Annotated in this window: 13 protein-coding genes; 8 read left to right on the top strand and 5 right to left on the bottom strand. The window is 70.6% G+C overall.

Annotated elements, in window-relative coordinates; translation table 11 throughout:
- Positions 1–4: 4 nt before the first annotated feature.
- A complete protein-coding gene (locus NVS89_RS08330; RefSeq protein WP_258732145.1) occupies positions 5–1252 on the bottom strand; it encodes a penicillin-binding protein activator in 1248 nt (415 codons plus the stop codon).
- Between the two features lie 219 nt (positions 1253–1471).
- On the opposite strand from NVS89_RS08330, the gene rsmI reads away from it, so the two are divergent.
- From rsmI to gshB, 3 genes are all read left to right on the top strand, one after another.
- The gene (rsmI, locus tag NVS89_RS08325; RefSeq protein WP_258732144.1) at positions 1472–2419 is read left to right on the top strand and encodes a 16S rRNA (cytidine(1402)-2'-O)-methyltransferase; all 948 of its coding nucleotides are present in this window, start codon (positions 1472–1474) and stop codon (positions 2417–2419) included.
- The gene (locus NVS89_RS08320; RefSeq protein ID WP_258732143.1) at positions 2412–2774 is read left to right on the top strand and encodes a YraN family protein; all 363 of its coding nucleotides are present in this window, start codon (positions 2412–2414) and stop codon (positions 2772–2774) included. Before rsmI ends, NVS89_RS08320 begins: the two co-directional genes overlap by 8 nt.
- A gap of 111 nt (positions 2775–2885) precedes the next feature.
- Positions 2886–3830 (top strand): glutathione synthase, encoded by a 945-nt coding sequence (gshB, locus tag NVS89_RS08315; RefSeq protein WP_258732142.1) that lies wholly within the window; start codon positions 2886–2888, stop codon positions 3828–3830.
- A 183-nt stretch (positions 3831–4013) separates the two neighbouring features.
- Here the strand turns inward: gshB and NVS89_RS08310 are convergent, their stop codons facing one another.
- The 4 genes from NVS89_RS08310 to NVS89_RS08295 form a co-directional block, all read right to left on the bottom strand.
- Entirely contained in the window at positions 4014–4298 is a 285-nt protein-coding gene (locus tag NVS89_RS08310; RefSeq protein WP_258732141.1) for a BQ00720 family protein, read from the bottom strand.
- Between the two features lie 42 nt (positions 4299–4340).
- Positions 4341–4763 carry an Hsp20 family protein gene (locus tag NVS89_RS08305; protein WP_258732140.1) on the bottom strand — a complete coding sequence of 141 codons (423 nt, stop codon included), beginning with the start codon at positions 4761–4763 and terminating at the stop codon, positions 4341–4343.
- A 311-nt stretch (positions 4764–5074) separates the two neighbouring features.
- Positions 5075–5947 carry a l-ornithine N(alpha)-acyltransferase gene (gene olsB / locus NVS89_RS08300; RefSeq protein ID WP_258732375.1) on the bottom strand — a complete coding sequence of 291 codons (873 nt, stop codon included), beginning with the start codon at positions 5945–5947 and terminating at the stop codon, positions 5075–5077.
- Between the two features lie 1075 nt (positions 5948–7022).
- Complete coding sequence (locus NVS89_RS08295; RefSeq protein ID WP_258732139.1) at positions 7023–8555, bottom strand: YifB family Mg chelatase-like AAA ATPase; 1533 nt, start codon at positions 8553–8555, stop codon at positions 7023–7025.
- A 241-nt stretch (positions 8556–8796) separates the two neighbouring features.
- Between NVS89_RS08295 and NVS89_RS08290 the strand changes: the two genes are divergently transcribed.
- From NVS89_RS08290 to NVS89_RS08270, 5 genes are read left to right on the top strand one after another with little or no spacing between them, the layout of a single operon-like run.
- Entirely contained in the window at positions 8797–9270 is a 474-nt protein-coding gene (locus NVS89_RS08290) for a formate dehydrogenase subunit gamma (RefSeq protein ID WP_258732138.1), read from the top strand.
- Positions 9267–10823 (top strand): formate dehydrogenase beta subunit, encoded by a 1557-nt coding sequence (locus tag NVS89_RS08285; RefSeq protein WP_258732137.1) that lies wholly within the window; start codon positions 9267–9269, stop codon positions 10821–10823. Before NVS89_RS08290 ends, NVS89_RS08285 begins: the two co-directional genes overlap by 4 nt.
- Positions 10824–10837: 14 nt before the next feature.
- Entirely contained in the window at positions 10838–13693 is a 2856-nt protein-coding gene (gene fdhF / locus NVS89_RS08280) for a formate dehydrogenase subunit alpha (RefSeq protein WP_258732136.1), read from the top strand.
- 13 nt (positions 13694–13706) lie between these two features.
- Complete coding sequence (gene fdhD / locus NVS89_RS08275) at positions 13707–14540, top strand: formate dehydrogenase accessory sulfurtransferase FdhD (protein ID WP_258732134.1); 834 nt, start codon at positions 13707–13709, stop codon at positions 14538–14540.
- Entirely contained in the window at positions 14530–14817 is a 288-nt protein-coding gene (locus NVS89_RS08270; RefSeq protein WP_258732133.1) for a formate dehydrogenase subunit delta, read from the top strand. Before fdhD ends, NVS89_RS08270 begins: the two co-directional genes overlap by 11 nt.
- The last annotated feature ends 189 nt before the right edge of the window (positions 14818–15006 follow it).

Here is a 15006-nt window from a genome sequence, read left to right as displayed (position 1 = left end):
CGCGTCAGATCGCGCCGGCGAAGCTGCGTGGGGCGGGGTCGATGATCTGCGAGGTGCCGTTGCCGACCTGCATGATGGCGAGGCCGCGCTGGTTGGTGCCGTCGGCGCGGAAGCGGAAGATGCCGTCGACGCCGATGAAGCCCGACGGATTCTGGATCGCCGCGTCGGTGATGCCCATCTCGCCCTTGGCGTTGACCAGCGCCGCCATCAGCGACACCCCGTCATGGGCGAGGGTGGCGGTGCGCACCGGCTCCTGGCCGTAGCGGGCGCGGTAGCGCTCGGAGAAGGCGCGGAAGCCGGCCGGGTCGGGTGCGGCGAAGATGCCGCCGGCCACGGAAGGCGCGGCGAACAGCCGCCGGTCGTCCCACAGGCCGGTGCCGATGAGCTGCTTGCCCGACATGTTGACCCCGGCCGCCGCCAGCGCCTGGATGATCTGCGGCACCGCGTCGGCGGCGTCGGGCAGGAAGATCGCGTCCGCCTCGCGGGCGGAGGCGGCGGCGCGCTGCGCGGCCTCGGCATATTTGCCGCCGTCGCCGGTGGCGTAGCGCTCGATGCCGAGCACGCGCCCGCCGACGGCCGGCACGGTCTCGCGGAAGGCGGCCTCGACCACCGAGCCATAGGCGTTGTCCGGCACGATGCCGACGAAGCCGCGCCGCCCGCGCGAGGCGGCGTAGCGTATCGCGCGCTCGACGTCGGTCTGCGGCAGGAAGCTGAGCAGGTAGACGCCCTGCGTGGCGACGTTGGTGTCGGTGGAGAAGCCCACCAGCGGCACGCCGCGCTGGCGCGCCACCTGGCCGGCGGCGGCGACCGTATGGGCGAAGACCGGGCCGATGATGGCCCGCGCGCCCTCGTCGATCGCCTGCTGGGCGGCGGCCTGGGCGCCGGGGCCGGTGCCGCCGTCGTCCTTCACCAGAAGCTGGATGTTGGCGCCGGTGAATTCCGACATCGCCATCTCGGCCGAGTTGCGCAGCGACTGGGCGGCGAGCGCCGCATTGCCGCTGGCGCCGAGCGGCAGCAGGAGGCCGATCCGCACCGAGCCGGTGCCGATCGAGTTGGCCGGCTGCTGCGGCATCTGCGGCGCCGGCTCGGTCGGCAGCCCGGCCTGGGGCGGCGGGGACTCGGGCATCGAGCCGCAGGCCGACAGCGCCGTGCCGAGCGTGGTGGCGCCGGCCATGACCAGAAAGGTGCGGCGGGACGCACGGGCGGGGAACGGGCCGGAGGGCCCCGAAGCCGGATGGTCGTCGTCGCTCATTGCGTGCGCGCTTGGAGCTCCCGGTGCGCCCGCCCCTGCGGCGCGCGCGTCGTCCTTTTTAGGCCGCGTGGTCGCGCCCTGTCACCTCGCCCCCTGCCGGCTTCGGGCAAAAAGCCCACATTTCCCCCCGTTCCGCCCATCACGATCGATCGCGCGGGCCTGCGGGGTGCTTGCCGGCGGGCATGACGGCGCCGGCCGGCGGTTCTAGAGTGCGGCCGCATGAACGCCAGCGAATCGCCCGCCCGCCCCCGCCTCTTCCGCCTCGGCTCCCGGCCCGGCGCCGACCCCGGCGCCCCGTCCGGCGCGTATGAGGTCGCCGTCGCGCGGCCGCAGCCCGGCCTCTATGTCGTCGCGACCCCGATCGGCAATCTCGGCGACGTCACTTTGCGGGCACTGGAGACGCTGGCCGGCGCCGACCTCGTCGTGTGCGAGGACACGCGCGTCACCCGGCGCCTGCTGGATCGTTACGGCATCGAAACGCCGCTCACCGTCTATCACGACCACAATGCCGAGCAGGTGCGCCCGCGGCTGCTGGCACGGCTGGCGGAAGGGGCGGCGCTGGCGCTGGTATCGGATGCCGGCACGCCGCTGGTTTCCGATCCAGGCTACAAGCTGGTCGGCGCGGCGATCGAGGCGGGACACCGCGTGGTGCCGCTGCCCGGCGCCTCGGCGAGCCTCGCCGCGCTGGTGGCGGCCGGGCTGCCGACCGACCGCTTCTTCTTCGAGGGGTTCCTGCCGGCCAAGAGTGGCGCGCGGCGAAACCGCATCGCCGAGCTGAAGGCGATCCCCGCGACGCTGGTGCTCTACGAGACCGGCCCGCGCCTGCCCGACTGCCTCGCCGACCTCGCCGCCGGCCTCGGCGCGCGCCCGGCGGCGGTGTGCCGCGAGCTGACCAAGGCGTTCGAGGAGGTGCGGCGCGGCCCTCTCGACACCCTCGCCGCCCATTACGCCGAAGCCGGGCCGCCGAAGGGCGAGATCGTGCTGGTGATCGGGGCACCGGTCGCGGCGGCGGCGGACGAGGAGGATGTCGACGCGGCGCTGCGCCGGGCGCTCGCCACCCTGTCGGTGAAGGACGCGGCGGCGGCGGTGGCGGCGGCGATGGGCGTGCCGCGGCGCGCCGTCTATGCCCGCGCGCTGGCGCTGCAGCAGGGCGAGGGGGATGACTGAGGCCCGCCGCGCCGCCTTCACGCGCGGGGTCGACGCCGAGGCGGCGGCGGCGCGGCTGCTGGAATCGAAGGGTTTCGCCGTGCTCGCGACCCGGGTGCGCACGCCGCGCGGCGAGATCGACCTGATCGCGCGCCGCGACGACCTGCTTGTCTTCGTCGAGGTGAAGGCGCGCGCCAGTCTCACGGCGGCGGCGGAATCGATCCTGCCGCGCCAGCGCCGGCGGATCGGCGAGGCGGCGGAGATCTTCCTCGCCCGCAATCCGGCCTATGCGGGGCTCGACATGCGGCTCGACGTGGTGCTGGTGGCGCCCGGCCGCGCGCCGGTGCACCTGCCCGGCGCCTTCGAGGTCGGCTAGCACCGCCGATCCGGTCGCTACCGGCCGCGCCCGTCATGGCATGTCGGCGCGCGAGCGGCTAAACAGGAAGGGAATGCCGCCACGCGGCCCCCTCCTCCGAGAAGACCTCCCATGACGCTCAATGTCGCCGTCCAGATGGACCCGATCGACCGCATCAACATTGCGGGCGATTCCGCCTTCGCGCTGCTGCTCGAGGCGCAGGCGCGCGGGCACGCGCTCTCCTATTACACCACCGACCGCCTCGCCATGCGCGACGGCGAGGTGTTCGCCACCACCCGGGCGCTCGAGGTGCGCGACGTGGCGGGGGACCATTTCACCCTCGGCGAGGCGAAGCGGGTGCGCCTCGACAGCTACGACGTCATCCTGATGCGCCAGGACCCGCCCTTCGACATGAACTACATCACCGCCACGCACCTGCTGGAGCGCGTGCACCCGAAGACGCTGGTGGTGAACGACCCGGCCCATGTGCGCAACGCGCCGGAGAAGATCTTCGTCACCGAGTTTCCCGAGCTGATGCCGCCGACGCTGATCACGCGCGCCCTCGACGAGATCAAGGCGTTCCGCGAGGAGTTCGGCGACATCGTGGTCAAACCACTCTACGGCCATGGCGGCGCCTCGGTGTTCCGGCTGACGCGCGACGACCTCAATTTCGGCTCGCTCTACGACCTGTTCGCCACCACCTTCCGCGAGGCCTGGGTGGTGCAGCGCTTCATTCCCGAGGTGAAGCACGGCGACAAGCGCATCATCCTGGTCGACGGCGAGTTCGCCGGGGCGGTGAACCGGGTGCCGAGCGAGGGCGACCTGCGCTCCAACATGGTGCGCGGCGGGGCGGCCAAGGAGACCGACCTGACCCCGCGCGAGCGCGAGATCTGCGAGCGGCTCGGCCCGGCGCTGCGCGCCCGCGGCCTGCTCTTCACCGGCATCGACGTGATCGACGGCAATCTTACCGAGATCAACGTCACCGCGCCGACCGGCATCCGCGCCATCGCCCGTCTCGGCGGGCCGAACATCGCGGCGCGGATCTGGGACGTGATCGAGGCCAAGCGGAAGGGCTAGGGCGGAAGGGGTGAGGCGGGGAATGGCTGACGCCTACGAGACGTCAGCCGGCCTCGTTTCGTTTACGAAATAAAACGCCGCCATCGCGGCGCCGCTCATGGGCGGCGGGAGATGGCGGCGTTTTACCTATTTCCGGACGCCTACCGGCCCGTTCGGCCGACGCCGTGTAGTCCCGAGGCGGCGTCAGTGCACGCTGAGCGTCACCAGCTCGTTCTGCATCGCGCTGGCGACGGCGGCCTCGCGGCTGTCGGTCAGCATCATCGGCGTGCCGTCGGCGGCGTGCAGGGTGAAGAGCTTCAGCCCCGGCGCGAGCCGCGCCTGCGGGAACAGCTCGGCCGCCATCTGCGAATCGATGGCACGCACATAGGCGATGTGCCCGCCGCCGAGATTGGCGAAGGCCTCCGGCGAAAGGGCACCGGCCACGGCCGAGCCTGCGTCGGGCGAATTGATCTCGAATTCGTTGGTCATGGTCCGCGACTCCTGTCTAGCTGTCGAGACCGGCTTCGGGCTTCATTCGTCGGTCGCAATGGAGATACGCCGGACGACGCGTTCCGGTTCCGGCCGGACCAGATCGACCGAGAGAAGACCGTTCTTCAGATCGGCGCCGATCACCCGCATGCCGTCGGCCAGCACGAAGGTGCGCTGGAACTGGCGCGCGGCGATGCCGCGGTGAAGATAGACACGATCGGTCTCGTCGAGCTGCCGCCCGCGGATGACGAGCTCCTTCTCCTCCAGCGTCACGTCGAGCTGGTCGCGGGTGAACCCGGCGACCGCCAGCGTGATGCGGAGCCTGTCCGGCTGGCCCGGCACCGACACCCGCTCCACATTGTAGGGCGGGTAGCCGTCCGAACCCTTCATGACGCGATCGAGCGCCCGCTCGACCTCGTCAAAGCCGAGCAGAAAGGGGCTCGACAGCGTGGGGATACGCGACATGCTCCCAAAGTCCTCGTCTGAAGCGACTTTGCGTTGTGGAACCCCCGGGGGGCATTCCGTTGCCTCAGCATATGGGCAGTGCCGGCGACCCGCGCAAGATACCGCCCGGCCGCTGCCGTCCGCCGCCCAAGCTCCGGCCACGCGCTGGCGAAGCGGCATGGTTGCGCGACTTTGCGGCCGCGCATGTCCGCTCCGCCGGCCGGGTTTGCGCAGGACCTTGCCTTGCGACGGATTCGGCTTCGCTCATGCGCGCGGCGAAAACCGCGAGGCGCGTCGCCGGGTTGCCTTCCGGGGAGCCGGGCGGCGGGTGTTCAGGCCGCGTGGCGCTCGGCGTTGACGCCGAAATGATCGAGGTAGCGCGGGTTGATGCGCTCGACCGGCAGCACGATGAGCACGTCGGTGGTGCCGAACTGGCGGTCGACCACCGCCCCGCGGCCGATCTGGGCGCCGAGCCGCAGATAGCCCTTGATCAGCGGCGGCAGCTCGACCAGCGCCGCCTTGGCGTCGAGCGCCTCGGAGGCGACGAGGTCCATCGCCACCATGTTGTGCGCCAGCGCCGCGGCCGACCATTCCGCATCCGCGGGCGCGAAGTGGTGCAGGAAGGACAGCGGCCGGGCGAGCGCGGCGATGTCCGTGCCCTCGAGGCTGGCGCATCCGAACATGACGTCGATGCCGTGCCGGCGCACATAGGCCCAGATGCCGTGCCACAGCAGTTCCACCGTGCGCTTGGTGCGGTAGGGGCGCAGCACGCAGGAGCGGCCGAGCTCGAGGAAGCGGCGGTGCGGGTGGCGGGCGATCAGCGGGCCGATGTCGAACTCGCCGGCGGTGTAGAACCCGCCATGGCGGTCGGCGATTTCCTGGCGCAGCAGGCGGTAGGTGCCCACCACGCGCGGCACGCGCTTGCCGCGCACCATCCGGCAATCCTCGTGGTCGAGCACGAGAAGGTGATCGCAGATGGCGTCGAAATGGTCGAAATCGCGCCGGGCGAGGCGGGCGGCGGCGGCAGGAATCGCCGACATCTCCTCGTAGAACACCTCGTAGCGCAGGCGCTGGGCGCGGCGCACGTCGGCCGCCGTGGTGGCGAGCCGCACCTCGAGCGCGCCGATGCGCCCGAGCGTGACCGGGCCGGGGTCGCGCCGGCTCTCGCGGTGGCGCAGGCCCGAATAGGAGCGCAGCGCCGGCATCAGCCGCGAGGGCGCGAACGCCGCCGGCACCAGCCGAAGCGGCGCCGCCCGGCCGGCGGCTGGGGGAACGGGAGCGGGCTGGGCGGCTGCGGGGATCGCCTCAGCGGAGATCGGGGAAGCCGGGACGGCAACGGCCGGCGCGACCGGGAACAGACCCCGCCCGCCGAATATCTGGCGCAACGCGCTGGCGACGGCGGAAGGTGCGTTCCCGGCATGTCCGTCGGCGAGCATCTGCGTCATGACCCGGCCCCTGACCCTCGTCACACTATAGCGTTCTACGACAGGAATCACATTTGTCGGACGCGTATGTGACAGACCCGACCCCGCCGCGCGAGTCCCGTCCGCCGGGTCGCGGCGGCGTGGCGGAGACCGGAGCTGACGCAAGGGTAGTCGGAGGCGCGAGGTCTGGCAAAGGCGGGGCTGGACTTTGCCGGGACGGAGGCATTCGGGCAAATTGGGGTGACCCGAAACCCGAGTGTGCGGAGCAGGCTCGGATGCGCCCCGGGGGCAGCCGGTGTGCGGGAGGCTCGATGCCGGGTGGCGGACGCCATGGTCCGGCACTGGCAGGCCGGTTGGCGTCGACATGTGCGCCGGCGCGGCAAGTCCAGAACATTGCGCCCGGAGGATTTCAGCGAGAAACCTCCCACCGGAAGCCTGACCCGCCTTCGAGCCAGGATGCCCGACAACCGCGTCCTCGTTTGGCAAGACCCTTGCCGATCTCCGAACCCGCCGACGCCGGCCGATTCCCGCACCGGCCAACATCCGTTCGCCCACACGCGCCTGCGCCTCGGGCGGACCAAGCCGCTGTCGGTGTGGAGCAATTCAGCGCTTGCCACCTTCTCGGCGGCTCCATCCTGATCTTCAAACACCGGCGACTAAGGCGGACCAACGGCCGCTGCCGCGGCGACTATCACCGCCGCTCTACTGTCGTCGGACGCTCCCACAACTAGGTCGCTCTCTTTAGGCCGCTCTGCGCCTCTCTTCCGCCTCCCGACTGCCCGGCGATTCCCCCGCCACGCACCCATCTCGCCACCCGGTACATGCCCATCGCACGCAGCACCCCCAACCCACCCCCTCACGCCGCCGCTGCCGCGCGGTCGGCGGCGGAGCGGTAGGCGAGGGCTTCGGCGATCTGGGCGCGGCCGACCGATTCGGCGCCGGCGAGGTCGGCCAGCGTGCGCGCCACCCGCAGCACGCGGTGATAGCCGCGCGCCGACAGCCGCATCAGCCGCGCCGCGTCGGCGAGGAGCGCGCCGCCCGCCGCGTCGGGCGAGGCTATGGTCTCCAGCATCGGGCCGCTCGCCTCGGCATTGGTGAACAGGTCCGGCCGGCCGAGGGTGACGAAGCGCGCGCGCTGGGCCTCGCGCGCCGCCATCACCCGCGCGGCCACCGCCGCGCTCGGCTCGGCCGGGCCCGGGCGCACCAGGTCGATGGCCGAGACCGCCGGCACCTCGAGATGAAGGTCGATGCGGTCGAGGAACGGGCCCGACAGCCGCTCCTGATAGTCGCTCGCGCAGCGCGGGCCGCGCCGGCAGGTATGGCCCGGCTCGCCCGCGCGCCCGCACCGGCACGGGTTCATCGCCGCGATGAGCTGGAACCGGGCAGGATAGGCGATGCGGTGATTGGCGCGGGCGATGACCGCCTCGCCGGTCTCCAGCGGCTGGCGCAGCGAATCGAGCACGGCGGGCGCGAATTCCGGCAACTCGTCGAGGAACAGCACCCCGCCATGGGCGAGCGACACCTCGCCCGGGCGCGCCCGCATGCCCCCGCCCACCATCGCCGCCATGCTGGCCGAATGGTGCGGCGCGCGGAACGGGCGGCGATTGGTCAGCGCCCCGCCCTGCAGCGCCCCGGCGACGGAGGCGATCATCGACACTTCGAGCAGCTCGGCGGGCGCGAGCGGAGGCAGGATCGAGGGCAGGCGCTGGGCGAGCATGGACTTTCCCGCCCCCGGCGGGCCGCACAGCAGCAGGTTGTGCCGGCCGGCGGCGGCGATCTCGAGCGCGCGCTTGGCCGTCTCCTGCCCCTTCACCTCGGCGAGGTCGGGCAGCGCAGTGTTGCCGGCCTCGAGCCGCGGCTCGGGCCGACCGAGCGTCTGCCGGCCGGCGAAGTGATTGACGAGCTGGATCAGCGAGGCCGGCGCCAGCACCGCCATCTCAGGGCTCGCCCAGGCTGCCTCGCAGCCGCATTCGGCCGGGCAGATCAGCCCGTGGCCGCGCGCATTGGCACCGATCGCGGCCGGCAGCACGCCGGCGACCGGGGCGATCCGCCCGTCGAGCGCCAGCTCGCCCACCACCGTGTAACCCTCAAGCGCGTCCGCGGCGATGGCGCCGATCGCCGCCATCAGGCCGAGCGCGATCGGCAGGTCGTAATGGCTGCCTTCCTTCGGCAGGTCGGCGGGGGCGAGGTTGACGGTGATGCGTTTGGCCGGCAGGGCGAGGCCGGAGGCGATCAGCGCCGCGCGCACCCGCTCCTTGGCCTCAGTCACCGCCTTGTCGGCGAGCCCGACCAGGTTGAAGGCCGGCAGGCCGGAACTCACCTGAATCTGAACGTCGACCGGGCGCGCCTCCACCCCCTCGAACGCCACCGTCGCCACTCGCTGGACCATGGCCGCCCCCCGAACGTCGCCTCGTCCCCACCCGCGCTCCATCGCCCGAATGCCCGCAGATTAAGGGCTTGCCGCCATGCGTCAAGAACAATTAGGGAACATTGCGGCGCGGCGATCCGACACGGGCCGTGGTACCTTGACGATAGAAAAATTCTATCGAGGCACGAAACACCGGAATTGATTTTATCCAAAAGGCATTAGATCTTTTTCTTTGGAAAATTCTAAAAGAAGGCCGGGAGAAATGCCGCATTACGAACCCTGGAGCGAAGATCGCGCCCGCGCCGTGATCGCGGAGTTCGCGCACCTCGAGGGTCCCCTCATGCCGATGCTCCATGCGATGCAGGAGACCTTCGGCCATGTACCGGACGCGGTTGTGCCGATGCTCGCCGAACACCTCAACGTCTCGCGCGCCGAGGTGCATGGCGTGGTGACGTTCTATCATGATTTCCGCCACGAGCCCGCTGGCCAGCACGTGCTGAAGCTGTGCCGCGCCGAGGCGTGCCAGGCCGCCGGCGGCGACGCGCTCGCCGCCCATGCCGAGCAGCGGCTCGGCTGCAAGCTGGGCGAGACCACGGCGGACGGCCGCGTGACGGTCGAGCCGATCTACTGCCTCGGCCTGTGCGCGACGGCGCCCTCGGCGATGCTGGACGGGCGCATCGTCGCCCGGCTCAACGAGAACCGGCTCGACAAGCTGATCACGGAGGCGCAGTCGTGAGCATCCGTATCTACGTTCCCAAGGACGCCTGCGCGGTCGCGTGCGGCGCCGACGAGGTGGCCGAGGCGATCCAGGCCGCGGCGCTCACCCGCCGCCAGCCGGTCGAGATCGTTCGCAACGGCTCGCGCGGCATGCTGTGGCTGGAGCCGATGATCGAGGTGGTGACCCCCGAGGGGCGCATTGCCTACGGCCCGGTGGAAGAGGGCGACGTCGAGGGCCTGTTCGAGGCCGGCTTCCTGACCGGCGGCGCGCACGCGCTGCGCATCGGCAAGCCGGAGGAGCATCCCTTCCTCGCCAAGCAGACCCGCCTCACCTTCGCGCGGTGCGGCATCGTCGACCCGGCCTCCTACAGCGACTACGTCGCCATGGGCGGCTACAAGGGCCTTGAGCGCGCGCTGCAGCTCGGCCCGGTCGAGATCATCGAGGAGGTCAAGAAGTCGGGCCTTCGCGGGCGCGGCGGCGCGGGCTTCCCCACAGCCATCAAGTGGAAGACGGTGGCCGATGCGCAGGACGACCGCAAATACATCGTCTGCAACGCCGACGAGGGCGACAGCGGCACCTTCGCCGACCGCATGATCATGGAAGGCGATCCCTTCGAGCTGATCGAGGGCATGACCATCGCCGGCATCGCGGTGGGCGCCACCAAGGGCTACGTCTACACCCGCTCCGAATATCCCCACGCCATCGCGGCGATGGAGAAGGCGATCCAGGTCGCGCGGGCCCACGGCATGCTGGGCGTGAACATCGCCGGCTCGCCGTACAGCTTCGACATGGAAGTGCGCATGGGCGCGGGCGCCTATGTGTGCGGCGAGGAGACGGCGCTGCTCGACAGCCTCGAGGGCGGGCGCGGCACGGTGCGCGCCAAGCCGCCGCTGCCGGCGCACAAGGGCCTGTTCCAGAAGCCGACCGTCATCAACAACGTGCTCTCGCTGACCGCCGTGCCGCACATCCTGGCCGATGGCGGCGAGTTCTACGCCAATTTCGGCATGGGCCGCTCGCGCGGCACGATGCCGATCCAGATCGCCGGCAACATCAAGCATGGCGGCCTGTTCGAGACCGCCTTCGGCATCTCGCTCGGCGAGCTGGTCAACGACATCGGTGGCGGCACCGCCACCGGCAAGCCGGTCAAGGCGGCCCAGGTGGGCGGCCCGCTCGGCGCCTATGTGCCGACCTGGCAGTTCGACCTGCCCTTCGACTACGAGGCCTTCGCGGCCAAGGACGCGCTGATCGGCCATGGCGGCATCGTCGTCTTCGACGAGGACGCGGACATGCCGAAGATGGCGCGCTTCGCCATGGAGTTCTGCTCGGTCGAGAGCTGCGGCAAGTGCACGCCGTGCCGCATCGGCTCCACCCGCGGGGTCGAGCTGCTGGACCGCATCATGGCCGGCGAGCGGGTCGAGGCGAACCTCGCCACCCTTACCGACCTCTGCCAGACCATGAAACTTGGATCGCTTTGCGCCCTTGGGGGTTTCACCCCATATCCGGTGCTGAGCGCGCTGAACCACTTCCCTGAGGAATTCGGCGCCCCGCCACGCCTCGAAGCCGCTGAATGAGGAGGACGCAAACCATGTCCCTCGTCCATGAGATCGACTACGGTACGCCCGCCCCCAGGACCGACAAGATGGTGACGCTCACCATCGACGGCATGGAAGTGTCGGTGCGCGAAGGTACCTCCATCATGCGCGCCGCGATGGAGATGGGGACCCAGATCCCCAAGCTCTGCGCCACCGATTCGCTCGACGCCTTCGGCTCCTGCCGTCTGTGCCTGGTCGAGATCGAGGGCCGCAACGGCACGCCCGCCTCCTGCACCACGCCGGTGGCGCCGGGCATGAAGGTGCACACCCAGACGGCCCGCCTCGCCCAGCTTCGCAGGGGCGTGATGGAGCTCTACATCTCCGACCACCCGCTGGACTGCCTCACCTGCGCCGCCAATGGCGACTGCGAGCTGCAGGACATGGCCGGCGCGGTCGGCCTGCGCGAGGTGCGCTACGGCATGGAGGGCGCGAACCACTTCGCCCCGGCCTCCGAGCTCACCCTCCCGAAGGACGAATCGAACCCCTACTTCACCTATGACCCGTCCAAGTGCATCGTCTGCAATCGCTGCGTGCGCGCCTGCGAGGAAGTGCAGGGCACCTTCGCCCTGACGATCTCCGGCCGCGGCTTCGATTCGCGCGTCTCGGCCGGCCAGTCGGAAGCCTTCCTGACCTCGGAATGCGTGTCCTGCGGCGCCTGCGTGCAGGCCTGCCCGACCGCCACCCTGTCCGAGAAGCGCCTGATCGAGATCGGCACGCCCGAGCACTCGGTCGTCACCACCTGCGCCTATTGCGGCGTCGGCTGCACCTTCAAGGCGGAGATGCGCGGCGAGGAAGTCGTGCGCATGGTGCCGTGGAAGGACGGCAAGGCCAATCGCGGCCATTCCTGCGTCAAGGGCCGCTTCGCCTGGGGCTATGCCACCCATCAGGACCGCGTCCTCAACCCGATGATCCGCGCCAAGGTCACCGACCCGTGGCGTGAGGTCACCTGGGAGGAGGCGATCGCCCACACCGCCTCCGAGCTGAAGCGGATCCAGGACGCCTATGGCCGCAAGTCGGTCGGCGGCATCACCTCCTCTCGTTGCACCAACGAGGAGGCCTATCTGGTCCAGAAGCTGATCCGCGCCGGCTTCGGCACCAACAATGTCGATACCTGCGCGCGGGTGTGCCACTCGCCGACCGGCTACGGCCTCAACCAGGCTTTCGGCACCTCGGCTGGCACCCAGGACTTCGATTCGGTCGAGGATTCGGACGTCATCCTGATCATCGGCGCCAACCCGACCGACGGCCACCCGGTGTTCGGCTCGCGCATGAAGAAGCGCCTGCGCGAGGGTGCGAAGCTGATCGTCGTCGATCCGCGCCGCATCGATCTCGTGCGCTCGGCCCACATCAAGGCCGACTTCCACCTGCCGCTGCAGCCGGGCACCAACGTCGCCGTCGTCACCTCGCTCGCCCATGTGGTGGTGACCGAGGGTCTGGTGAACGAGGAATATGTCCGCCAGTACTGCGACTGGGACGAGTTCCAGGACTGGGCCGAGTTCGTCGCCGACCAGCGCCACTCGCCTGAAGAGGTCCAGAAGCTGTCCGGCGTGCCGGCCGAGCTGATCCGCGGCGCCGCCCGGCTCTACGCCACCGGCGGCAATGCGGCGATCTATTACGGCCTCGGCGTCACCGAGCACTCGCAGGGCTCGACCACCGTCATGGCCATCGCCAACCTCGCCATGGCGACCGGCAATATCGGCCGCCGCGGCGTCGGCGTGAACCCGCTGCGCGGCCAGAACAACGTGCAGGGCTCGTGCGACATGGGCTCGTTCCCGCACGAGCTGCCGGGCTACCGCCACATCTCCGATGATGCCACCCGCGCCACCTTCGAGGCGATGTGGGGCCGGCCGCTCGATCCGGAGCCGGGCCTGCGCATCCCCAACATGCTGGACTCGGCGGTCGACGGCACCTTCAAGGCGATCTACATCCAGGGTGAGGACATCCTCCAGTCGGACCCCGACACGCACCACGTGGCGGCGGGCCTGGCGGCGATGGAGCTCGTCATCGTGCAGGACCTGTTCCTGAACGAGACCGCCAACTACGCCCATGTCTTCCTGCCGGGCTGCACCTTCCTCGAGAAGGACGGCACCTTCACCAATGCCGAGCGCCGCATCCAGCTCGTGCGCAAGGTGATGGCGCCGAAGAACGGCTATGGCGACTGGGAGGTGACCCAGATGCTCGCCCAGGCGATCGGGCTGGACTGGACCTACACCCACCCCTCGCAGGTCATGGACGAGATCGCGGCGCTGACCCCGACCTTCGCCGGCGTGTCGTTCAAGAAGCTCGACGAGATGGGCTCGGTGCAGTGGCCCTGCAACGACGCCAATCCCGAGGGCATGCCGATCATGCACATCAACGGCTTCGCGCGCGGCAAGGGCAAGTTCGTCGTCACCGAATACGTGCCGACCGACGAGCGCTCGGGCGCCCGCTTCCCGCTGCTGCTCACCACCGGCCGCATCCTCAGCCAGTACAATGTCGGCGCGCAGACCCGGCGCACCGAGAACAGCGTCTGGCATCCGGAGGACGTGCTGGAGATCCACCCGCACGACGCCGAGCAGCGCGGCGTGCGCGAGGGCGACTGGGTGCGGATCGACAGTCGCGCCGGCTCGACCACGCTGCGCGCGGAGATCACCGACCGCGTGGCGCCGGGCGTCGTCTACACCACCTTCCACCACCCGGGCACGCAGGCCAACGTCGTCACCACCGACTTCTCGGACTGGGCGACCAACTGCCCCGAGTTCAAGGTGACGGCGGTGCAGATCTCGCGCTCGAACGGTCCGTCCGAGTGGCAGGAAGACTATGACGCCTTCGCCCGCCAGAGCCGCCGCATCGCGGTCGCGGCGGAGTGAGCGGACGCGTGTCATGATCGCGCCGGTCGTCCGGGTCCCTCGTCTCGCCGTCAAGGCGGGCGAGGTGCGTCCGGGCGAGCGCGCCATCCCCGAGGAGACGGCGGTCGCGATCGTCCATAACGGCTCTACCTATGCCGTGATGATGGCGACGCCCGCCGACCTTGAGGATTTCGGCTACGGCTTCAGCCTCACCGAGGGTGTGGTCGGCTCCCTGTCCGACGTCGAATCCATCGAGACGCTGGAATTCGACGAGGGGGTGGAGATCCGCCTCTGGCTCAACGAGGAGCGCGCCGGCCAGATGGTGGCGCGCCGCCGCCAGATCGCCGGCCCCACGGGCTGCGGCCTGTGCGGGGTCGAGAGCCTGGAGCTCGCCACCAAGCCGGCGAAGCTGGTGCCTGAGGGGCGCAGCTTCACCGCGGCGCAGATCGGCGAGGCCATCGCCGCGCTGCCGCCCGCGCAGCGGCTGAACCACGAGACCCGCGCCGTCCACGCCGCCGCCTTCTGGCAGCCCGGGGACGGGCTGGTGGCGGTGCGCGAGGATGTCGGGCGTCACAACGCGCTCGACAAGCTGGTGGGCCATCTCGCCCGCACCGGGCGGGACGCGGCGGCCGGCATCGTGCTGCTCACCAGCCGGGTCTCGATCGAGATGGTACAGAAGACGGCCATGCTCGGGGCGCCGGTGCTGGTGGCGGTGTCCGCGCCCACCGCGCTCGCCGTGCGCACGGCCGAGGCCTCGGGCATCACGCTGGCGGCGATCGCCCGCGACGACGGATTTGAAGTGTTCACCCACCCCCATCGCATCGCGTTCGGCGGGGCACAGACGGAGTTGATGGCCCATGTCGGCTAACACGATGGACCGGCTGGTCTACATGGCCAACCAGATCGGCAAGTTCTTCGAGCCGCAGGGCCATGAGCGCGCCGTGAAGGGCGTCGCCAAGCATGTGAAGGACTTCTGGGACCCGCGCATGCGCGCGCGCATGGAAGACCACATCGCCGCCGGCGGCGCCGGGTTGATGCCGACCGTGTTCGAGGCGCTGAAGACGCTGCCGCCGGTGAGCCGCGACACCATTCCAGCCCCCCATCCCACGCTCAACCCGCCCGGCCCGACCGCTTCTCATCACTGAGGCGGGGCGACCCGGGCCGGGGACGGCCCTTTCCGACGATCGATGGGGCGGGCTGCCGGAAGGCGGCCCGCCCGTCCGTTTTCCGGCCGGCACGCGCCGATCCGCTCGCGCTTCCTGACGCCGCGCTCCCTCTCGCCGGCGTTCGGGGGCGTGTTCGTATCGCGCCGGGATGCCGTCGTCCGGGCCCGC

Source organism: Ancylobacter mangrovi (assembly GCF_024752355.1).
In the GTDB taxonomy this organism is placed as follows: Bacteria; Pseudomonadota; Alphaproteobacteria; order Rhizobiales; family Xanthobacteraceae; genus Ancylobacter; species Ancylobacter mangrovi.
This window is presented reverse-complemented; position numbering and strand designations above follow the sequence as displayed.